20 protein-coding genes, 2 pseudogenes and 1 other annotated feature are annotated in these 21,168 nt (G+C 41.5%); of the genes and pseudogenes, 20 read left to right on the top strand and 2 right to left on the bottom strand.

Annotation, left to right across the window (positions count from 1 at the left end):
* The first annotated feature begins 29 nt into the window (after window positions 1-29).
* From NQ560_RS12345 to thrH, 20 genes and pseudogenes are all read left to right on the top strand, one after another.
* Window positions 30-896, top strand: coding sequence for a TrmH family RNA methyltransferase (locus NQ560_RS12345; RefSeq protein ID WP_005333678.1), 867 nt, complete (start codon window positions 30-32; stop codon window positions 894-896).
* Window positions 897-925: 29 nt separating this feature from the next.
* Window positions 926-1,276, top strand: a pseudogene (locus tag NQ560_RS12340) (arsenate reductase family protein).
* Between the two features lie 23 nt (window positions 1,277-1,299).
* Window positions 1,300-1,518, top strand: coding sequence for a hypothetical protein (locus tag NQ560_RS12335; protein WP_040015542.1), 219 nt, complete (start codon window positions 1,300-1,302; stop codon window positions 1,516-1,518).
* Between the two features lie 59 nt (window positions 1,519-1,577).
* Entirely contained in the window at window positions 1,578-3,047 is a 1,470-nt protein-coding gene (gene pap, locus NQ560_RS12330) for a polyphosphate:AMP phosphotransferase (protein ID WP_040015514.1), read from the top strand.
* A gap of 103 nt (window positions 3,048-3,150) precedes the next feature.
* Entirely contained in the window at window positions 3,151-3,663 is a 513-nt protein-coding gene (locus NQ560_RS12325) for a flavodoxin family protein (protein ID WP_117495266.1), read from the top strand.
* A 131-nt stretch (window positions 3,664-3,794) separates the two neighbouring features.
* Window positions 3,795-4,064, top strand: a binding site (T-box leader).
* 132 nt (window positions 4,065-4,196) lie between these two features.
* Entirely contained in the window at window positions 4,197-5,909 is a 1,713-nt protein-coding gene (locus NQ560_RS12320; RefSeq protein WP_005333689.1) for a carbon starvation CstA family protein, read from the top strand.
* Window positions 5,910-6,233: 324 nt separating this feature from the next.
* Window positions 6,234-7,250, top strand: a complete 1,017-nt coding sequence (locus NQ560_RS12315; protein ID WP_005333691.1) for an ADP-ribosylglycohydrolase family protein — start codon at window positions 6,234-6,236, stop codon at window positions 7,248-7,250.
* On the top strand, window positions 7,238-8,155 hold the full coding sequence (locus NQ560_RS12310) for a PfkB family carbohydrate kinase (protein WP_005333693.1): 918 nt from the start codon (window positions 7,238-7,240) through the stop codon (window positions 8,153-8,155). Before NQ560_RS12315 ends, NQ560_RS12310 begins: the two co-directional genes overlap by 13 nt.
* Window positions 8,148-8,831, top strand: a complete 684-nt coding sequence (gene pnuC / locus NQ560_RS12305) for a nicotinamide riboside transporter PnuC (RefSeq protein WP_005333694.1) — start codon at window positions 8,148-8,150, stop codon at window positions 8,829-8,831. Before NQ560_RS12310 ends, pnuC begins: the two co-directional genes overlap by 8 nt.
* Before the next feature lie 142 nt (window positions 8,832-8,973).
* Window positions 8,974-9,684, top strand: coding sequence for a GntR family transcriptional regulator (locus NQ560_RS12300; RefSeq protein ID WP_005333695.1), 711 nt, complete (start codon window positions 8,974-8,976; stop codon window positions 9,682-9,684).
* A gap of 646 nt (window positions 9,685-10,330) precedes the next feature.
* Window positions 10,331-10,456, top strand: a pseudogene (locus tag NQ560_RS15885) (hypothetical protein); the annotation flags it as partial.
* Window positions 10,457-10,790: 334 nt separating this feature from the next.
* Window positions 10,791-11,495 (top strand): hypothetical protein, encoded by a 705-nt coding sequence (locus tag NQ560_RS12290; RefSeq protein WP_005333697.1) that lies wholly within the window; start codon window positions 10,791-10,793, stop codon window positions 11,493-11,495.
* Window positions 11,496-11,698: 203 nt separating this feature from the next.
* The gene (locus NQ560_RS12285) at window positions 11,699-12,001 is read left to right on the top strand and encodes a DUF1294 domain-containing protein (protein ID WP_154104228.1); all 303 of its coding nucleotides are present in this window, start codon (window positions 11,699-11,701) and stop codon (window positions 11,999-12,001) included.
* Window positions 12,002-12,143: 142 nt separating this feature from the next.
* Entirely contained in the window at window positions 12,144-13,457 is a 1,314-nt protein-coding gene (locus NQ560_RS12280; protein WP_005333699.1) for a bifunctional folylpolyglutamate synthase/dihydrofolate synthase, read from the top strand.
* A 2-nt stretch (window positions 13,458-13,459) separates the two neighbouring features.
* A complete protein-coding gene (gene folE / locus NQ560_RS12275) occupies window positions 13,460-14,017 on the top strand; it encodes a GTP cyclohydrolase I FolE (protein WP_005333701.1) in 558 nt (185 codons plus the stop codon).
* A gap of 2 nt (window positions 14,018-14,019) precedes the next feature.
* Window positions 14,020-14,535, top strand: coding sequence for an HD domain-containing protein (locus NQ560_RS12270; RefSeq protein ID WP_005333703.1), 516 nt, complete (start codon window positions 14,020-14,022; stop codon window positions 14,533-14,535).
* Window positions 14,532-15,347 (top strand): dihydropteroate synthase, encoded by an 816-nt coding sequence (gene folP, locus NQ560_RS12265; protein WP_005333704.1) that lies wholly within the window; start codon window positions 14,532-14,534, stop codon window positions 15,345-15,347. The genes NQ560_RS12270 and folP overlap by 4 nt, the downstream gene beginning before the upstream one ends.
* A gap of 3 nt (window positions 15,348-15,350) precedes the next feature.
* Window positions 15,351-16,175: a 2-amino-4-hydroxy-6-hydroxymethyldihydropteridine diphosphokinase gene (gene folK, locus NQ560_RS12260; RefSeq protein ID WP_005333706.1), complete on the top strand. Its 825-nt coding sequence runs from the start codon at window positions 15,351-15,353 to the stop codon at window positions 16,173-16,175.
* A gap of 84 nt (window positions 16,176-16,259) precedes the next feature.
* Window positions 16,260-18,821: a response regulator gene (locus NQ560_RS12255; protein ID WP_154104229.1), complete on the top strand. Its 2,562-nt coding sequence runs from the start codon at window positions 16,260-16,262 to the stop codon at window positions 18,819-18,821.
* Between the two features lie 71 nt (window positions 18,822-18,892).
* Window positions 18,893-19,495 (top strand): bifunctional phosphoserine phosphatase/homoserine phosphotransferase ThrH, encoded by a 603-nt coding sequence (thrH, locus tag NQ560_RS12250; RefSeq protein ID WP_040015516.1) that lies wholly within the window; start codon window positions 18,893-18,895, stop codon window positions 19,493-19,495.
* A gap of 122 nt (window positions 19,496-19,617) precedes the next feature.
* Here thrH and NQ560_RS12245 read toward each other — a convergent pair whose 3' ends face one another.
* Window positions 19,618-19,956 (bottom strand): helix-turn-helix domain-containing protein, encoded by a 339-nt coding sequence (locus NQ560_RS12245; RefSeq protein WP_005339999.1) that lies wholly within the window; start codon window positions 19,954-19,956, stop codon window positions 19,618-19,620.
* A gap of 186 nt (window positions 19,957-20,142) precedes the next feature.
* Window positions 20,143-21,060, bottom strand: a complete 918-nt coding sequence (locus NQ560_RS12240) for a DMT family transporter (protein WP_005333714.1) — start codon at window positions 21,058-21,060, stop codon at window positions 20,143-20,145.
* Window positions 21,061-21,168 lie beyond the last annotated feature (108 nt).

Here is a 21,168-nt window from a genome sequence, read left to right as displayed (position 1 = left end):
AATAGTATGGGGAAGGAATTGCAGACAAAATGCTAAACATATTAGAAATCAATGATTTTTCTGCACCGGAGCTTGATATTTATGCGAGACGTACCGAGGCGCAGCTTATAAATAAGGACAATCCGGAGGCTGGATTATTTATCGAGGAGAGTCCGAAGGTAATTGGCAGAGCGTTAGATGCGGGCTATATCCCGGTATCGGCTCTGGTCGAAAAGCATCAGATGAAAGAAAATGAAGAGACAAGGCAGATTCTGGAGAGGTTTGAAGGTTCAGATGTCCCGATATTTACAGCGGAGTTTGAAGTATTAACAAAATTGACAGGATTCAAGCTGACCAGGGGGATGCTGTGTGCTATGAAGCGTAAGCCCCTCTTGAATTATCAGGATATGTGTGCAGGAAAAGACAGAATAGTCATTTTGGAAAATGTAATGAATCCGACGAATGTCGGTGCAATTTTCCGGTCGGCAGCAGCTTTGAACATGGATGCAGTTTTTCTGACTCCTGGATGCAGTGATCCACTTTACAGGAGAGCCTCAAGAGTCAGTATGGGAACGGTTTTTCAGATTCCGTGGACATTTATTCAGGACAATAATGAAATGCGTTGCCAGCGGGAGATACTTTGGCCCAGGCAGGCGATTACAGAACTTCGGGAAATGGGTTATAAGACTGCAGCGCTTGCGCTGACAGATGATTCGGTCGGAATCGACAATCCGGAACTTATGCAGGAAGAGAAGCTGGCAATTATTCTTGGAACCGAGGGCGAAGGTTTGATGGATAGGACAATTGAGATGTGTGATTACACAGTCAAGATTCCGATGTCACATGACGTTGATTCATTAAATGTAGCAGCGGCAAGTGCGGTGGCATTTTGGCAGCTGGGAAAGAAGCAAAAATAAGTAAAAATTATTACGGAGGGATTGAAAAGATGTTATTTTTATATTATCCAAAATGTTCTACTTGCCAGAAGGCAAAGAAATGGCTGGATGCCAATCACATTTCTTATGAGGAGCGTCACATTGTGGAGGAGAATCCAACTTACGAGGAGCTGAAGCAGTGGTATGAGAATGGGGATTTACCGCTAAAGAAGTTTTTTAATACAAGTGGTATGCTTTATAAAGAGCAAAAATTAAAAGACAAGCTTCCTGACATGAGCGAGGAAGAGCAGTTGAGGCTTCTGGCGACAAACGGAATGCTTGTGAAATGACCATTGATCGTGAAAGAAAATCTTGTGTTGACGGGATTTAAAGAGAAAGAATGGACGGAAAAGTTATTATAAGGTCTGGAAAAGGAGATTATAACATGGGAAAAATTATAAATATTTTACCAATGGCAAATAGAGAAGACAATCTGCAGGAAATCATGGAGGCGCTGCAGGAGGTAAAAGATGCGCTTGTGGAAGTACTGGATCAGTATGAGGAAGAGGGAGCTGAGGAGAAAGCGGATACTTTGACGGAAGCATTGGATGCACTTGAAGATGCGTACGATGTAATCAATGACGTAGTAATGGATGAAATCTAGCGGTATCGGACGATACAGAGAGAGACAAGGATAAGGATAAGAATAAGGAGGACTCGGATATGTTGATGAATTGGAATCCGGCACGTATGCCAGAAAAGGATGAGATGAAGCTTCGTTTGTCTACAGCCAGAAAGCAGTTGTATGATTTACAGATGAAGATCAAGGAACATAAGATTCCGGTAATTGTGCTTTTTGAAGGCTGGGGCACATCCGGAAAGGGAAGCACGATTGGGAAGGTGATCCGGAATATTGATCCACGCTTTTTCAAGGTCGTGACAATGTCCGAGCCGACAGATGAGGAACTAAGATATCCATTTTTATATCGATTTTTTAAGGAGATTCCAGAAGCAGGGAAATTCACATTCCTGGATTCTGGCTGGTTGGAGCAGATTTGCAGAGAGCATTTAGAGGGAAAAACAGATGAAAAAGAATATGCTTCTCGTATAGAAAGTGTCCGCAATTTTGAAAGACAACTGACAGATAACGGTTATCTTGTCTTGAAGTTTTTTATGCAGATAGAGAAGAAAGAACAAAAAGAACGGGAGCAGAAACTTCTGGAAAACAAGGATACAAAATGGCGCGTTTCCCTGTTCGATCAGTGGGAAAATGCACATTATAAAAAATGCAAAAAGGCATTTTCAAAGTACATGTCAGATACAAATGCATCTTCCGCACCATGGTATATCATTGATGCAGGTGACCAGAAGTGGGCAGAGCTGCAGGTGATGGAGACGCTGGTGAGCAACATTGAAGTGGCATTGCAGAATCAGGCGCATTCGGTGCCAATCTTGCAGAATGTATTTCCGCTGGAACCAATTCCACGTCTTGCAGATATTGATTTGCAGGACAAAATACTGAATGACGAAGAATACAAGAAAGAATTAAAACAGCTTCAGATAGAATTAGGAAAACTGCATAATAAACTTTATCGGAAAAGGATTCCGGTCATTATCACATATGAAGGCTGGGATGCAGCAGGAAAAGGCGGCAATATCAAACGAATTACCGAGGCGCTTGATCCAAGAGGTTATGAGGTACAACCGATTGCCAGCCCGGAACCGCATGAAAAAGCAAGACATTATCTGTGGCGTTTTTGGACGAGACTGCCAAAAAGTGGGCATATTGCGATATTTGACAGAACCTGGTACGGCAGAGTGATGGTAGAACGCCTGGAAGGATTCTGCAGTGAAAATGACTGGCAGCGTGCCTATAATGAAATCAATGAATTCGAAAAAGAATTAAAAGACTGGGGCGCTGTGATTATTAAGTTCTGGGTACAGATCGATAAAGATACCCAGCTGGCGAGATTTCAAGAGCGGCAAAATAATCCGGAGAAACAGTGGAAGAGTACCGATGAAGACTGGAGAAATCGGGAAAAATGGGATGAATATGAAGTTGCGGTGAATGAAATGCTTCAAAAGACGAACACAGAATACGCACCGTGGCATATTCTGGAATCCGTAGATAAGAAATATGCCCGGATCAAAGCTTTGAAAATTGTGATCGAAGAAATAAAGAAATACGTTTAATCTTCTAAACATACATCTCGCTTGCAACATGACCTCTGAGGGGGCGTTTGAACAAGGGATGAAACCTATATAAACCGATACACAAATGATGGAGGAAATTATTATGAAGCTTGCAGTTATTTACCACTCAGAAACTGAAAATACAAAACAGGCAGCAGAATGGATTGCCGATGGAATGAATGAAGTCTCAGGAGTAGAAGCCAGAGCATTTTCTATTGAAAAAGTGGATGAAGATTTTGTAAAGGAAGCAAAAGGAATCGTAGTCGGCTCTCCGTCATATATGGCACAGATGACACCGCAGATTCATAATTGGTTGTTTGAAAAAGCAGGAGAGTTAGAGTTTCCGGGAAAAATGGGTGGCGCATTTGCAACAGAGCAGTACACACATGGTGGCGGAACTCAGGTCATTCAGTCTATTTTGACAATTGAGATGGTAAAGGGAATGCTGTGCTATTCAGGCGGTATGGCTTGTGGAAAGCCAGTGATTCATCTTGGACCGGTCGGAGTAAATAATAATATGGAAAAGTTCAATGGAATGGGAAATTATAAAGAGTATTTTAATATTTATGGGAAGCGCTTTGCACAAAAGGCAGTAGAGATATTTAATAAAATATAACAAGATTTCATATCAAAAAAATGGAATTGTAAAAACTGCACAAACAGTCCTTTGTATTATTGTTAATTATGTTAAAATAGTCTCTTGCGCTTTAACGCAAAAAAGTGTAAAACATAATATAGTTAAAGAAAAGAAATGCAGTGAAAGGGATACGTCACAAAAGAGAACGCGATTTCAGAGAGTCGTTGGGTGGTGCGAAGCGACAGAACGGATTTTGTGATATCACCCGGGAGCATCCCTCTGAAATACTTAACATATTTAACATCAGAGCTAAAGTAAGCAGGGACGTAATCTTCACGTTACAGAAGAAACTGTTTGAGAATGACAGTGATGAGAGACTGTAGTTAGTGATAAATGCAGTAATACAAAGTGGTACCACGGAAGATAAATCCGCCTTTGTTATCCGAAAGGATAGCGAAGGCGTTTTTTTATTGTATGGAAACATATACGCAAGATCGATAATAATTTCAGAAATGCTGATTGGTGTTCCTGAGATTAATATATAATCAAAATATAAAGAAAGAGGGATTATTATGAGTGGAATACTTATGATGATAATTGCCATCGTAGTGCTCGGAGGAGCTTATCTTCTGTATGGCCGTTATCTCCAAAACAAATGGGGCATTGACCCGAATGCAAAAACTCCGGCGTATGAATTAGAAGACGGAGTGGATTATGTACCGGCTGATACTAACGTAGTATTTGGTCATCAGTTTGCATCAATCGCAGGAGCAGGTCCGATCAACGGACCAATTCAGGCAGCAATCTTCGGATGGCTTCCGGTTCTCTTATGGATTTTAATTGGTGGTGTATTCTTCGGAGCAGTTCAGGATTTCGCATCTATGTATGCATCTGTAAAGAACAAAGGCCGTACAATTGGTTACATCATTGAAGAGTACATTGGAAAATTAGGTAAGAAATTATTCCTGTTATTCTGCTGGCTGTTCTGTATTCTGGTTGTCGCAGCATTTGCTGATGTCGTAGCCGGAACATTTAATGGATTCGCAACAAGTGAATCAGGAGCAGTTACAAAAGTAGTGGCAAATGGAGCTGTTGCAACAACCTCTATGTTATTCATCATAGAAGCAGTGGCACTTGGATTTTTCTTGAAATATTCAAAATTTAATAAATGGGTAAATACAGCAGTAGCAGTTATATTACTGGTAGTTGCAATTGCACTTGGACTTAACTTCCCAATCTATGTAAGCCTTGGTACATGGCATCTTATTATTTTTGCTTATATTTTAATTGCCAGTGTAACACCTGTATGGGCATTACTTCAGCCTCGTGATTATCTGAACAGTTATCTGTTGATTTTTATGATCCTTGGTGCTGTTATTGGTGTATTTGTTGCAAATCCGGCATGTAATCTTGAAGCATTTACAGCATTCTCGATACCGGATGCAAATGGAAATCCGCAGTATATGTTCCCAATCTTGTTTGTAACAATCGCTTGTGGTGCAGTTTCAGGATTCCATTCACTGGTATCATCAGGTACTGCTTCCAAGCAGATTAAAAATGAGAAAAACATGCTTCCGGTTTCATTCGGTGCCATGTTAATGGAAAGTATGCTTGCAGTTCTGGCATTGATTGCCGTTGCATCATTTGGAAAAGGTGAGGCAGCAGCACAGGGACTGACCACTCAGCCACAGATTTTTGCAGGAGCAATTGCGAACTTCCTGTCAGCCATCGGTCTGCCACATTCACTTGTATTTACACTGATTAACCTTGCAGTATCTGCATTTGCACTGACATCTCTGGATTCAGTAGCCAGAGTCGGACGTCTGTCATTCCAGGAGTTCTGGATTGATTCAGATGTGGAAGATGAGAATATGAGTCCTTTCTTAAAGGTAGTAACGAACAAGTATTTTGCAACAATCATTACACTGGTACTTGCTTATTTCCTGACAAAAGTCGGATATGCAGAGATCTGGCCACTGTTTGGTTCTGCAAACCAGCTGTTATCTGTACTGGCACTTGTAGCCTGCGCAGTATTCTTAAAGAAGACAAAACGTCAGGGATTCATGCTCTGGGGACCAATGGTATTTATGATGGCAGTTACATTTACGGCACTTGGAATGACAATTGTAAAACTTACAAAGGCATTCATGACAACAGGATTGGATTTTGGAAATACATTGCAGCTTATCTTTGCAGTACTTCTGTTAATCCTTGGAGTGCTTGTAGCAATTCAGGGAATTAAGAAACTCCTTGAGAAGTCGGAAGATAAAAAAGTGACAGCCTAGGAAAATAATTCATAAAATGATAAAAGAATAAAATGGGAGTATAATAAGCTCTCGGATTAAGAAACGCCAGTTCCGGCAAATGTCGGTTCTGGCGCTTTTTTGAAGATTACGAAATAGAAACACAGTACCGGATACGGTGTTGTTATTTTAGACAAAAAATCAGACTTGTATTTATTCGAAAAACAATAAAAATTGACAAAAGTGCTGAAAAGTAGTAAAAAAATGAAAGTATATTGACATAAATAACCGATATGTATAAAATAAACGCAACAAGAAATAATACAAGTTGTACTATCGAGATGTATCTGAAAGGAGCAAAGAAACATGGAACTAAGAGATAAAATTGCCGGAGCATTATACGGAATGGCACTTGGTGATGCGATGGGAATGCCGGCAGAATTGTGGGGCCGAGAAAGAGCAAGAAAATTCTTTGGCGGAAAGATTACAGAATTTATTGACGGACCCAAAGAGAATGATGTTGCATTTAATTATAATAAAGCTCAGTTCACGGATGATACTGGACAGGCAATGGTTCTTTTGGATTCATTGAAGGCGACAGATTATAGACCGGACGCATCAGACATAGCAAAGCGTATGCTGGAATGGGCTGAAAAAGAGAATGCATTTGAAAATAATATTTTAGGACCGACCTCTAAGGTTGCACTGGCGAATTTCCGAGATGGAGTAGATGCAAGTGCGATAACGAACAAAGCTTTATCCAATGGAAGTTCTATGAGAATTGCACCAATCGGCTGCCTCTTTACACCAGATCAGAGAAAAGAACTGATAGATTATGTGTACGGAGTTTCCAAGACAACACATACAAGTGATGTTACAATCGCCGGAGCAGCTATGATTGCAGAAGGTGTTGCATCTGCAATTGTCAATGATGATTTCGAGCAGGTGTTAAGTGATATTCTTTCTGTAGAAGAAGCCGGATACGAAAAAGGTTGTGAGACATTCAGCCCGAGACTTGCAGAGAGAGTAAAGATTGGTGTTCAGATTGCAAAAGAATATGCAGACGATGAAGATGCATTTTCTAAGAAAATCTATGATGTAATTGGAGCAGGAGTTGGAATTATTGAATCTGTTCCGGCAGCGGTTTCCATTGCATATTACACACAGGATCCAAATAAATGTTGTCTGATGTGTGCAAATCTTGGCGGTGACACAGATACAATCGGAGCGATGGCAACAGCTATATGTGGGGCATTTGTTGGTTATTCAAAGATTAATCCAGAGTACACAGAACTTTTAAGAGTTCAAAACCCGGAGACAGATTTTGAGGAGTATATCAATATTCTTGAAAAAGGAAGGGAGCTGTTGGGATGCGGACGCTAGTAGTCGGAGCTGCGATTGTTGATCTGATGATGAAGGTTGAACGTCTCCCAAAGAGTGGGGAGGATATTCCCTGCAAGGAGACGAAAACGGTAGTTGGCGGCTGTGCGTACAATGTTGCCAACACATTGAGAAATCTGAAATGTGAACATGATTTGTGTGTGCCGGTGGGAAGTGGTTCATTTGCAGATATTATCCGTAGAGGCATGAAGGAAAAAGGATATGAGCCGATGATTGAAGAACCGGGAGAGGATAACGGTTATTGCCTGAGTCTTGTAGAGGCTGATGGAGAAAGAACATTTATCACAGTGCAGGGAGCGGAATGCCACTTCAAAAAGGAATGGTTTGAGCAAATCGACATGGACAACTATGAGAATATCTACATCGCAGGCTATCAGGTTTGTGGAAAAAGTGGTGAAATCATTTCACAATGGTTGAAAACAGTGGAAAATGTGGAAGAAAAGCATATCTTTTTCGCACCGGGACCGATGATTACGGCAATCGAATCTGAAACAATGGAAAACCTTTTTGCATTAAAGCCAATCTTACATATTAATGAAGCAGAAGCAAAGGGTTATACACAGCAGGAAAATGTAGAAGAAGCAGTGAGAGCCCTTTATGAGAAGAGTGGCAATCTCGTATTTGTTACGCTTGGGGCAGAAGGAACCTTGTTCTATGATGGAAAAGAAATGAGAAGGGTCGCATCTGTTAAGACCAATGTTGTGGACACTGTAGGAGCCGGAGACAGTCATATCGGGGCGATTATTGCAGGAATGTCAAAGGGAATGAAAGTAGAAGATGCCGTATTACTTGCAAATCGTACGGCAGCGGCAATTGTAGGAACGTCCGGACCGGTTATGGACCTGGAGGAATTTCAGAAGATTTCGGAGGAATGGGAAAATGAATAAAATAAAAGAATTTTTTACAGATTGGAGCTGGAAAGAAAAAGCATGGCTTGCATTTGTACTGATTGTACAGACAGTAGCCTGGGCAATTCAGAAAGAAAGTCTGTTTATGCTGGTCATGACGTTGACAAGTAGTCTGAACCTGGTACTTGGAGCAAAAGGTAAAGTTGCCGGTCTGTATTTTGCAATTATCAACAGTGCATTATATGCGATTAACTGTATGGGTATTCCGCTTTACGGTGAGGTCATGTACAACTTAATCTACTCAATTCCGGTCAGTGCTATTGCAATCTTCACATGGAAAAAGAACATGACAAAGGGTGGAGAAGTAAAATTCCGTACGATGACACCAAAGATTATGCTCACAACAGTAGCAGTGACAATTATCGGAGTACTTGGATACATGCAGATTCTGAAATGGATGGGTGGAAATCTTCCATTTATGGATTCTCTGACAACAGTCGTATCGGTTGTGGCAAGTTTCCTGTATCTGCTTCGTTTCTCAGAGCAGTGGGCAATGTGGGCAATTGTAAATGCACTTTCAATTGTGATGTGGATCATGGTATTTATGCAGGGAGATTCCTCTGCACTGCTGATTATCATTATGAAGACAATCAACTTCATCAACTCCACATACGGTTTCCTGAACTGGAGAAAAATTGCAAAAGAAACTGCATAATAACGGACAAAAATAGAGGATTTTATGTTAAAATAATAAAAGATCAAGAAGGCCATGGATTTCATGTGAGTATGAGATCTGTGGCTTTTTGCGTTAACGATAAGCCAAAGTTATTTTTTATGGCGAACAGGTGGAAAGTAAGATGACCAAATACGAAATAATCAAGCAAGAGATAAAAGAACAGATCAAAGATAATATTTTAAAACCCAATCAGGTAATCAAATCCGAGAATGAAATGTGCCAGTGTTATAAAGTCAGTCGTGTGACGGTGAGAAAAGCAATTGATGAATTGTGTGCAGAAGGGATCTTGTACCGGATCAAGGGAAAGGGCTGCTTTGTGAGAGAACTGGCAGATCAGAAAAGATCAAGAATCTATAGTTTTACAGAGGCTGTAAGGAACGAAGGAAAGTTGCCGGGCAAGAAGCAGTTGTCTTTAGAAAAAAAAGAAGCAGATACGTATCTGGCAGATAAACTTCAGATAGAAGAAGGAGAAGAGATTTTTGAAATCCGCAGCCTTTATTATGCAGATGGTATTCCGTATAGTTTAAATACAGCAGTATTACCGGCAAAAAGATTTGAAAAGTTAGATTTTTTTGACTTCAATAACCGGTCTTTATATGAAGTGCTTGGTTCATTCTATGGGACATATATGTACAGGGTGAGACAGACACTGGAAGCTACAACAGCAGATGTGTCGGTGAGCCGGTTGCTGGAACGGGACGAAAGTCAGCCTTTATTGAGAATTAAAGCGATTTCCTATTGTCTGGAAGACAATCAGGAGATTCCGGTAGAATATTATGAGGCGTATATTTTAACAGATATACAGAATTATTATGTAGAAAAGTTTCATTGATAAAGGTTATATCAGCTGGAAGTGCCTTTCAATCGGGAAAAGCAGCAGAAGCAATTGAGAAAATAGAAGATAAGGAACTGGCGCAGATTGCACAGGGAGAATATTATTTCTTCTCGGCGCAGGCGGAAAAATGTGTGGAGACGGTAAAAGATTATCTGGATCACGATGATGTGATGCTCCGGCTATCGGCGGATATGCTTTACACATTTGCGAATCTTACACTTGGAGATCCTCAGGCAGCACAGCGTACAAGGGAAGATGTACATCAGTGTTTGACCCAGGCAATGCAGGAGGATGCACCTGTGAATGTAAAAGCGGCCTGCCTGTTCGCATTTTATGTAATCAGCATATTTCTTCATATACCGCCGGAGGAAGGAACACCGCCGCTTCAGCAGTACATTCCGTATCTGCCAATCGGACAGCGGTTATTTGCGGTGAGCCTTCTGGCGCATGAGATTTATCTGAGACAGGATTATGCTAAGGCAAAAGGTGTTGTGCAGGGTGCATTTCTGATGGCAGACGGAGTATACCCAATCTCCATGATTTATCTGGGCTGTGTGCAGGCAATGTGTCAGATCAATCTGAAAGAACAAGAAGAGGCGATTCAGACGGTGAGCCAGGCATGGGAGTGGGCAAGATTTGACAAATTCATGGAGCCATTTATCGAGTATCACGGTCTGCTTCAGGGAGTTTTGGAAGTCTGTATCCGGAAAAAAGAGTCGGTTATGCATTTGCAGGCTGGTATACAGATGCAAAATGTACGAAAGAGTACAAAGCGAATATGCCGGATCAGGATCCAAATGCGAAGACCCAGACGGCAGACGATACCGGGGAAAAGCCGACAGGAATCCGGATACCGGGCTATCCGTCCATTACGATCGAGGCAGACAAAAAAGACGTGCAGATGAACCTGATGAATCCGGAAGGAAACCCATGTTACTTTACATTTGAAATCGTACTTAACGACACAGATGAGACGATTTACACATCGAAGATGGTGGAGCCGTAAAAAAGAAGACTGGAAGAAGGCGGCAGCCGGAGAGTACGCAGATACGGTGAAATTTACTATATCATACATGGACAAAAGTGAGTAAGGGGGCGTGCATATGAGGAAAAAGACAGAAAATTTGGATATCATTGTGGATAAAAAGACTGTCCGCATTACAACGGCAGTGTTTGTGACAGTGATGACTATGCTGGCTGCAATCGCAGCAATGTTTTTTACGACCATGTCCGTTCTGGCAGCAGATGCAGGAAGCTCATCGAATTCCCAGAGCACCATTAGTACAACCGTGCCAGACTCCCATAATATCCGTGTGGAAAAAAGTCACGCAGATGTAGTGATAGAAGGGGAAGAAGATCAGATAGAAGGCAACATAGATAACTTTGTTGTGGATCGTTTTGCCGAGCCGAAGATATGGATCACACCGGAAGAAGGATGGAAGGTTTCAAGGATTCTTCTGAACGGGGAAGACGTTACGGAACAGTTCCAGGACGGATATCTGACACTGGAAGAAGTCTGCGAGGATCTGACACTGGTCATTGAGACAGCAGAAGATACCAGCGGCGGCGAAAGCAAAGACCCGGATAAGGATAAAGATCCGGGAAAAAATCCAGATAAGGATAAAGATCCGAATGAAGGAACACCGGGCACTGGAAAGGGACATGAATCAGAAAAAAAGACACCGTTAAATAAGCTGAAAAACAAGATAGCAGCAGTCACAGGAGACGAAGCAAGACCGATGCTTTATGCACTGGCAGCAATTGCAGCAGTTGTGATCAGTGTGACGGTTATAAGAAGAAAAAAATAAATAACAAAAGGGCGTATCGGTACAGATATCAAAAGATTTTATCCCCCTCTCAGGTGTCATACATCTGGGCGGGGGAATTGTTTGACAGGGTAGTAAAATATATCAGCCATGAGATGGTGAAATCTTGTTTGAAAAGATTACGGAATATGTGGTAAAATAATAAAAACAGATAAGAATTACGAGAGGTAAAAGAGGGCGGAATTTTGGGATTTCGTCTTTTTATAAAAAACATGAACAAAAATTTTATCATTTATCTTTGTGTTATTAATATCATTACATTCCTGGCATTTGGCCAGGACAAATGGAAAGCGAAGAATGACGAGTGGCGAACTAGCGAGAAGACTCTTCTTGGGTTTGCATGCATCGGTGGTTCTGTGGGAGCATGGATCGGAATGTATGTATTCCATCATAAGACAAGAAAGAACGAGTTCCGGTATGGGATTCCGGCGATTTTTGCAGTGCAGGTAATCCTTACACTGATTCGATATTCGGGAATCTTGAGGTGATGAAATATACCATTACAAATGGAAAAAGTTATGGTATATTTTTTCGAAAAGATTCGCTTGTTATCAGGCGCTTACAGTGGTATGATAAGTCTAATATGTAAATATCATAGTAAATTTTATAAAAAAGAAGGGAACAAAAAACGTGACCTACAAAGAAGCAAGGGTATATTTGGACGAGATGTCGAAATACGGAAGTGTACTTGGCTTAGATACGATTCGAGGTCTGTTGCATGAGCTTGGTGATCCACAGGACGATCTTAAGTTCATACATATTGCAGGAACGAATGGCAAGGGCTCTGTGCTTGCGTACACTTCGACTATATTAAGTGAGGCTGGCTACAGAACCGGGCGATATGTTTCTCCGACCGTTATGTCTTATCTGGAGAAAATCCAGGTGGACGGAACATGGATCTCGGAATTGGATTTTGCACAGAGTGTAGAGAAGATAAAGGAAGCGATTGCCAGTCTGAAAGCAAAGGGAGAACCTCTCCCGACGTTATTTGAAGCAGAGACGGCAATGGCTTTTTTGTATTTTCGGAAAATGCATTGCGACATGGTCGTACTTGAGACCGGACTTGGCGGTGAGACGGACGCGACGAATATTGTGAAGAATACCATCTGTGCAGCATTTGCAACCATCAGCGTCGATCATCTTGGTGTGATTGGAGATACGCTGGAGGAGATCGCCCGGACGAAGTCGGGCATTATCAAACCTGGTTGTGCAGTAGTATCCGCGAGACAGACAGACGTTGTGAGAAATGTCCTGAAGAAAAAAGCAGAAGAGAAGAACTGCTCTTATGTAGAGGCAGAGCCAAAGAAAATGAAAATTCTGACGGACAGTTACGATGGAATCACATTTTCTTATAAAGAGTTTGAAAAGATGCATTCAAATCTTGCGGGGCAGTGCCAGAGAGAGAATCTTGCCACAGCGCTTGAGATTGTAAAGCAGTTAAGAACGCTTGGATATGAGATCCCGGATGAAGCAGTGCGGGACGGGCTTGCAAAAACCGTGTGGGAAGGCAGATTTACCTGCCTTAGAAAGAATCCGGTTTTTATCATAGACGGAGCACATAATGAGGACGCTGCGATCAAACTGAGAACATCCATTGAGCGATACTTTAAAGGAAAGGAAATCCAGCTTATTATGGGAGTATTTCAGGATAAGGAGTATGAAAAGATTACAAGTATCCTGTGCCCGCTGGCAAAGAAGGTTTACACTGTAGAACTTCCGAACAAAGCCAGAAGCTTAAGTGCCGGGAAACTTGCGGACTGTGCCAGAAAATATTGCGAAGAAGCAGAAGCAAAAGACAGTATTCAGTCGGCGGTGGAATCAGCGACAGCAGCATGTGGTGCAGGAATGAATAATCAGGTAATCATCGCATGTGGTTCACTTTCTTATCTGGGAGAAGTGAAGCGGATTGTGGAAGAAAATAGAAAAATAGAAAAGAGCGAATAAAAATGATAGATCATGAAAAAGTAGAACAGGCAGTTCGGCTTTTATTAGAAGGAATAGGTGAAGATGTGAACCGGGAGGGGCTTATTGACACTCCGGACCGGATTGCAAGAATGTATGAAGAGATATACGGCGGCATGGAAGAAGATGCAGCAACACATTTGTCCAAGACATTTACAGTAGACAGCAGTGAGATGGTTGTGGAAAAAGATATTACATTTTACTCCACATGCGAACACCACCTGCTGCCATTTTACGGAAAAGTACATATCGGATATATCCCGGATGGAAAAGTCGTAGGACTGAGCAAGCTTGCAAGAACAGTAGAAGTATTTGCAAGAAGACTGCAGCTTCAGGAGCAGTTGACGGGACAGATTGCCGATGCGCTGATGGAGCATATGCAGGCAAAAGGCGCAATCGTGATGATCGAGGCGGAGCATATGTGCATGACTATGCGTGGAATCAAGAAGCCGGGAAGCCAGACAGTGACGCTGGCAAGACGTGGAGTCTTCGAGACAGACCCGGCACTGGAAGAACGATTTTTCCGCATGTTGGAGAGATAGCGATGCTGATGGAAAAGTATATAGAGATGCCGCGCCTCAATGCAGTCTGGAATCATCCACTTTATCAGAAGTATTACCGGGAAAATGAAAAAATGGAGCATGACCGTGAATTTTGTTGTCACCAGATTACACACCTTTTGGATGTAGCGCGGATTGCGTATATTAAGAATCTGGAAGCAGGTCTTGGCATTGATAAGGAGTTAATTTACACAGCAGCAATTTTACATGACATTGGAAAAGCTTTGCAGTACACGGACAAGATTCCTCACGAAATTGCAGGTGAGAAGATCGCAGGCGAGATTTTAGATACACTTTCGGAAAATGATGCATTTTCAGAGACGGAACGGGCATGGATATTAGAAGCTGTGCGCGGACATCGCAGAAAATGTAACGGCATGTCGGAGGTGGCAAGACTATTTTATGAGTGTGACAAGCGTTCCAGAAATTGTTTTGCGTGTCCGGTAAAAGAGCAGTGTAATTGGAGCGAAGAAGAGAAGAATATGGAGATAAAGATATGATTATTGGCGGAAAGAAATTTGACGTAGAGCATGAAACTTATGTTATGGGAATCTTGAATGTAACACCGGATTCCTTTTCTGATGGTGGAAAATATAATGGCATGGATCAGGCAATGGAGCATGCAAGACAGATGGTCGAGGACGGCGCAGACATCATTGATGTAGGAGGCGAGTCTACAAGACCGGGACATATAATGATCACGGATGAGGAAGAAATTGCAAGAGTGACTCCTATCATTGAGAAACTGAAAAAAGAGTTTGATGTGCCAATTTCCATTGATACTTATAAAAGTAAGGTGGCGGAAGCAGCAGTTCAGGCAGGAGCAGATCTTGTGAATGACATCTGGGGATTGAAATACGACAAGAAGATTGCAGGTGTCATTGCAAAATATAACGTTGCCTGCTGCCTGATGCACAACCGTGACAATACAGAATATAGCAATTTCCTGGATGATTTTATGGAGGATATGCGGGAGTGTATACGTCTGGCAAAGGCAGCAGGGATTGCAGATGATAAGATTATTCTGGACCCAGGAGTTGGATTCGGAAAGACTTACGAGATGAATCTGGAGATTATTGACAAATTAGAAATCATGCAGAAGCTCAATTACCCAATCCTTCTTGGAACTTCCAGAAAATCCGTCATTGGTCTGACACTGGATCTGCCAGTCGATCAGCGGGAAGAAGGAACACTCGTGACGACGGTATACGGTGTTCAAAAAGGCAGTGCATTTGTGCGTGTCCATGATGTAAAGAAGAATAAGAGAGCCATTCAGATGGCAAAAGCGCTTATGCGTGACCATGAGGTATAGAGGATGGAATTAGATCAGATTAAAATTGAAGGTCTGGAAATATTCGCAAATCACGGCGTATTTCCAGAAGAAAATGTACTGGGACAGAAGTTCATCGTGTCCGCAACACTTTATACAGACACAAGAAAAGCCGGAAAGACTGATGAGCTGACGGCATCGATCCATTACGGAGAAGTCAGTGCATTTATTACAGAATTTGTAAAATCACATACATACAAATTACTGGAGCGCGTGGCCGAAGAACTGGTAGAAGATATGCTTCAGAAGTTTGACGGGCTTGAAAAAGTAACACTGGAGATCCAGAAACCATGGGCACCGGTAGGACTTCCGCTTAAAACTGTCAGCGTCAGAATCACAAGAAGCTGGCACACGGCTTACATTGCCCTCGGATCTAATATGGGAGACAGCAGACAAATCCTGGACGATGCAGTGTCAGCAATTGACGCGCTTCCTGCAAGCAAAGTGGAAAAAGTCTCCGGATTTATTACAACCCCACCGTACGGTGTGACAGACCAGCCGGATTTTCTGAATGGCTGTCTGAGAATGAAAACTCTTTATTATCCGAAGGAACTCCTTAGAGAACTGAACCGGATCGAAAAGGAAGCCGGAAGAGAGCGGATCATTCACTGGGGACCAAGAACGCTGGATCTGGATATCATTTTTTATGATGATCTGATCAGTCAGGAGGATGACTTATGCATTCCCCATGTTGAAATGCATAAACGTTCTTTTGTACTGGAGCCTTTGGAGGAAATCGCACCATACAAACGGCACCCGGGAAATGGAAAGACAGTACGACAGATGCTGGAAGAGCTTACCGATTCATAAAAGTAAGAGAGAATACGGTGCATGAGAAAAGAAAGACCACGTGCAGACAAAAACAGATAACCAGATATGAAAAGAGGTGGCCTTATGAGTCTGACAGAGAATCATACAATAGCGGAATTATTGTATGAAAATGGAAAGTTAAGCGCAGAACTGGAAGCGGAACGATTTATGCTTGAGCTGATTACAAGTCTCAGCAGTACAGAACTGATCGACGATGGAATCAATAACGTATTATGCAAAGTTGGTGAGTATACATGCGCAGACCGTGCCTATGTATTTGAAATTAATGAAGATTATACAACAACCAATACATATGAATGGTGTAAAGAAGGGGTGACACCACAGATTGATAATCTAAAAGGAATTCCATTCGAGAGTATGCCGAACTGGATACATCTGTTCCTGCAGGGGGAAAATATCCTGATTGAGGAACTGGAAGATATTAAGGCAGAGATGCCCCAGGAATACGGACTTTTAAAGTTCCAGAATGTTCAGACACTGATTGCATTTCCAATTTCTGTCCATGAAAAATTAATGGGTTTTGTGGGCGTAGATAATCCGGATATGAAGAAATCCAGACTGATTCGAAGGCTGCTTTCCCTGTTGGGCTATTATATCGGAGTGGCAGTTGATGCTTACAAGAAAGAATGTACAAAGCTTGAGATGGCCTCTATCAAGTCCAGACAGAAATACCGCAGGAATATAGAAGAAATCTTTTGCGGAGCACAGATTGGTATCTGGTCGATTATTAAGCAAGAGGGAAAAGAACCGGTAATGGAGGCCGATGCAAATATGCGTGAGCTTCTGGGGCTGACGAAAGGTACCACAAGTGAGGAATGTTACCGCATATGGAGAGACAATATTCCATCGGAATATACGGAAAAAGTGGACAACTGTGTGAAAGAAACTTTGGAAAAAGGATATGCTGACGTCATTTATCCGTGGCACCATCCGACTCGTGGAAAAATCTGGATCCGATGTGGAGGAGTGCGGCCGAAAGATTATGAGGGAATCGGAGTCTGCATACGTGGTTATCATCAGGATATTACTAAGAACATCGAGCGGGAAATGCGATTTCGAAGTCTAAAAGATGCAACAAGTGAGATTTATTATGCAATCTATAATATAAATCTGAACACAGATTATATGGAGCAGATTTCTGAACCAAATAAAATGTACAAAATTGCAAATGACAGAGGAATTGCATCTGAAAAGCTGATGGAATTTTGTACATTTCAGATTCATGAAGATTATCAGGAAGAAATGCGAAAGTTCTTTGACTTGTCAACACTGGGGGAACGGTTAAAAGAGAAGAACTTTGTCAGCCGGGAATATCCGAATAAGCAGGGAATCTGGAGATGTGCATTATTTATCGCGCAGGAGAAAGTTCCGACAGAATCCGTAACAGAAGTGTTATATGTGACGCAGATTATTGATGATTATAAGCAGAAAGAGCTGGCTTATCAGCAAGAGCTGGTTAAAGCATTGAAAGAGGCAAGAATTGCTAATGATGCCAAGGCAGAATTCCTTCGGAAAATGTCCCATGATATCCGGACTCCGATCAATGGCATCATGGGTATGCTGGATATTGAAGAGAAAAACTGGGATGATCCAGAAAGATTGAAAGAATGCCATGAAAAAATGAAAGTGACAGCAGGTAATCTTCTGCATCTTGTAAATGATGTGCTGGATATGAACAAATTGGAGACAAGCAGGCTGGAAGTAGAACATAAGCCATTTGATATCCGGGAAGTACTTAGAGGCTGTTGGACAGATCTGGAATCCCAGGCAGAGAAAATGGGACTGGAGTTGGAAAAGAGTGGAGTGTCAGAAATTGAATGTCCACATGTAGTGGGAAGTCCGATGTATTTCCGGCAGATATTTGCAAATATCCTTAGTAATGCAGTAAAATATAATAAAATCCATGGTAAGATCACACTTCGCGTAGATATGGTATCACGGACAGAAGATGATGTAGTGTATCGATTCTCTGTCTCGGATACTGGAATTGGAATGAATGAAGAATTTCAGAAACATATTTTTGAAACATTTACACAAGAGGATACAGGAGCGCGTACGGTTTATCGAGGAACCGGTCTTGGTATGGCAATTGCAAAGAAACTGGTGGACGCTTTGGGCGGCACGATTAAGATAAAGAGTAAAAAGAATGTAGGAAGTACATTTATATTAGTTCTTCCATTTGCAATTGACAAGGATTATGAAAATGCAAGTGTACAGTCAGAGCCGGAGACACCCAATGTGGAAGGTATGCATGTATTGCTTGTAGAAGACAATGAGCTGAATCTGGAAATTGCCCGGTATCTTCTGGAAGAAGCAGGAGTACAGGTGATAGCTGCAAAAAATGGACAGGAGGCACTGGATATCTTTGAACAATCAAGGGAACAGGAGATTGACCTGATTTTGATGGATATTATGATGCCAGTCATGGACGGTCTCGAAGCGACCAGAAGAATTCGTACATGCACTCACCCACGGGGGGCAACTGTACCGATTATTGCAATTTCAGCAAATGCATTTGCTGACGATATTCAGAAAGCAAAAAATGCCGGTATGAATGAGCATCTGGCGAAGCCATTTGAGATGGAGAAGGTGCTTCGTGCGATTTCAAGGTATCACAAGGTGTAGAGTAAAAAAATATAATTGAAGGCTTTTGTACTCAACATCATCTTATGACATATAAAGAGGAGGAAAGAATGATGTATATCACATGTTTAGACGTAGAAGGAGTATTAGTACCGGAAATTTGGATTGCTTTTGCCAAGGCAAGTAATATTCCGGAACTTAAGAAGACAACAAGAGATGAGCCTGATTATGACAAACTTATGAAATGGCGTCTTGACATTTTAAAGGAGCATGGTCTTGGACTGAAGGAAATTCAAGAGACAATCGCCAAGATCGATCCGCTTCCGGGAGCAAAAGAGTTCTTAGATGAGCTCCGTACATTTAGTCAGGTGATTCTTATCAGTGATACATTTACACAGTTTGCAACACCACTGATGGAGAAATTAGGATGGCCTACATTGTTCTGTAACACACTGGAGGTTGCGGAAGATGGAGAGATTACCGGATTCAAGATGCGTGTAGAACAGTCGAAACTCAGTACAGTCAAAGCACTGCAGTCTATCGGATTTGACACAATCGCAAGTGGAGATTCTTATAATGACCTTGGCATGATTCAGGCTAGTAAAGCTGGATTTTTATTCAGAAGTACCGATAAGATCAAAGCAGACTATCCACAGATCCCAGCATATGAAACATATGATGAACTGTTAAGTGCGATTAAAGAAGCAATGAAATAAATTTATAAGAATACCCGGTTGGTTTTATATATTATTTATCTTATTGCAATAAAAAGATGCCAGGTTAATCTGCGTGGTAAAAACACAGATTTCTGGCATCTTATAAAATCAATAAGTATAAATTAAATCCAGATTCTTAATGTATTGATCAATTTCTGTTTTTCCAGATCATTCATCTGAGCTACAAGATGCATAACTTCATTGTCCAGAGCGTTCTCTTTATAAGCAGGCTCCAGAGAACCAACAAGAGAATCCAGTGTTGTATTCATAAGCTTTGCATAGTAGATCAGGATACGAAGAGACATTGCTGTACGATTGTTCTCTACGTTGCTGATATATCCTGGTGTTACGTGCAGGGCATCTGCGACCTCTGCCTGTGTCAGATTCATCTCCTGGCGTAATTTCTTCACGCGGGAGCCAAGGTTTTCTTCAAAATTGCCGTCTTTTTGATTTTTATTCATAATGACCTCCATGATCAAATTTTTTCTTTTAAGTACAATAATAAGTATACTTAGAATTATACTATAAATAATCAAGAAGTGCAATGTTGGAGATTAATTGTAATCTCATTTTTTGCGCATTAAACCGAATGCCGAGGCATTCTTGAATAGGAAAATAAAACAAATTTCCGGGAAAAGAGGGAGTAATCACTCTTCATGGGTGCTTGCAGCAATCACGACACCGACCATAATCAGAAATGCCCCAATTGCTCCTTGCAGAGATAATTTTTCATGGAGAAAAATATAGGCAAAAATCATAGAAAATACTGGTTCCAGTGCGAAAAGCATGCTGGTATGTTCCGGAGATGTGTATTCTTGAGCAACTGGCTGAACGATAAATCCAAAAGCACTGCAGATTATCGCCAGACCAAGAATTGCACCCCACTGCGCGCCACTGCCTGGAAGTGAGGGAGTCTCAAATAAAAATGTAAAGATCACACCATACAGACCGGTAAATCCAAGTTGCCAGATTCCAAGAAGAAAGCTGTCAGTTTCTTTTGTAAAATGATCCATCAGAATAATCTGGATGGTGTAGGAAAATGCACTGAGGATACATAAAATATCTCCAAGATTAATTGTAAAGGTGGAGAGAAATGTAAGCAGGCAGATTCCAAGTAAAGCCAAAAGGACTCCAAGAGTTGTACGTTTGGATGGCAGTTTGTGTTTTAAAAAGCTGTGTACTACCGGTACGAATACAGACACAATACCAACCAGGAATCCAGCATTGGAAGCGGTCGTGTATTTCATTCCCGGAACAAGAAAAGCAAACACACCAAACAGAAGCAGCCCGAGAATACTTCCATATCCAAGAGTGCGCAGGTTCATCAGTTTCATTTTCGGTAAGAAAACCAGTGCAACAGTAATAAATGCAATGCAAAAGCGCAGTGCGATAATAGAGAATGGCGGCATTCCAGTCAACCCGATTTTCATCATCAGATAGGAACTTCCCCATGTCATGGCAACGATGGCAATCAGAATATCGGCCTGTCCCTGTGACAGCCCTTTTTTCGTTGTAGTATTAGCAGTTGCAGATTTTGTTATAGTGTTTTTACGTTCCCCAGACATAATAGACACTCCTTTAACATTCTTGAATTGGTAAATCTCTCAATGAATGATAATACCATTATTCTTATTGTACATGGTTTACGGAAATTTGAAAAGAGTAGATATGAA

This window comes from Dorea formicigenerans, assembly GCF_025150245.1.
In the GTDB taxonomy this organism is placed as follows: Bacteria; Bacillota; Clostridia; order Lachnospirales; family Lachnospiraceae; genus Dorea; species Dorea formicigenerans.
This window is presented reverse-complemented; position numbering and strand designations above follow the sequence as displayed.

What these genes read in the sequence shown, in the direction of transcription:
- NQ560_RS12320 (WP_005333689.1), top strand. Translation starts at nt 4,197, where the DNA reads ATGAGTGGAATACTTATGATGATAATTGCCATCGTAGTGCTCGGAGGA.
- thrH (WP_040015516.1), top strand. Translation starts at nt 18,893, where the DNA reads ATGTATATCACATGTTTAGACGTAGAAGGAGTATTAGTACCGGAAATT.
- NQ560_RS12240 (WP_005333714.1), bottom strand. Translation starts at nt 21,060, where the DNA reads ATGTCTGGGGAACGTAAAAACACTATAACAAAATCTGCAACTGCTAAT.
- NQ560_RS12290 (WP_005333697.1), top strand. Translation starts at nt 10,791, where the DNA reads ATGAGGAAAAAGACAGAAAATTTGGATATCATTGTGGATAAAAAGACT.
- folP (WP_005333704.1), top strand. Translation starts at nt 14,532, where the DNA reads ATGATTATTGGCGGAAAGAAATTTGACGTAGAGCATGAAACTTATGTT.
- NQ560_RS12270 (WP_005333703.1), top strand. Translation starts at nt 14,020, where the DNA reads ATGCTGATGGAAAAGTATATAGAGATGCCGCGCCTCAATGCAGTCTGG.
- pnuC (WP_005333694.1), top strand. Translation starts at nt 8,148, where the DNA reads ATGAATAAAATAAAAGAATTTTTTACAGATTGGAGCTGGAAAGAAAAA.
- NQ560_RS12335 (WP_040015542.1), top strand. Translation starts at nt 1,300, where the DNA reads ATGGGAAAAATTATAAATATTTTACCAATGGCAAATAGAGAAGACAAT.
- pap (WP_040015514.1), top strand. Translation starts at nt 1,578, where the DNA reads ATGTTGATGAATTGGAATCCGGCACGTATGCCAGAAAAGGATGAGATG.
- NQ560_RS12255 (WP_154104229.1), top strand. Translation starts at nt 16,260, where the DNA reads ATGAGTCTGACAGAGAATCATACAATAGCGGAATTATTGTATGAAAAT.
- NQ560_RS12345 (WP_005333678.1), top strand. Translation starts at nt 30, where the DNA reads ATGCTAAACATATTAGAAATCAATGATTTTTCTGCACCGGAGCTTGAT.
- NQ560_RS12315 (WP_005333691.1), top strand. Translation starts at nt 6,234, where the DNA reads ATGGAACTAAGAGATAAAATTGCCGGAGCATTATACGGAATGGCACTT.
- NQ560_RS12245 (WP_005339999.1), bottom strand. Translation starts at nt 19,956, where the DNA reads ATGAATAAAAATCAAAAAGACGGCAATTTTGAAGAAAACCTTGGCTCC.
- NQ560_RS12310 (WP_005333693.1), top strand. Translation starts at nt 7,238, where the DNA reads ATGCGGACGCTAGTAGTCGGAGCTGCGATTGTTGATCTGATGATGAAG.
- folK (WP_005333706.1), top strand. Translation starts at nt 15,351, where the DNA reads ATGGAATTAGATCAGATTAAAATTGAAGGTCTGGAAATATTCGCAAAT.
- folE (WP_005333701.1), top strand. Translation starts at nt 13,460, where the DNA reads ATGATAGATCATGAAAAAGTAGAACAGGCAGTTCGGCTTTTATTAGAA.
- NQ560_RS12300 (WP_005333695.1), top strand. Translation starts at nt 8,974, where the DNA reads ATGACCAAATACGAAATAATCAAGCAAGAGATAAAAGAACAGATCAAA.
- NQ560_RS12325 (WP_117495266.1), top strand. Translation starts at nt 3,151, where the DNA reads ATGAAGCTTGCAGTTATTTACCACTCAGAAACTGAAAATACAAAACAG.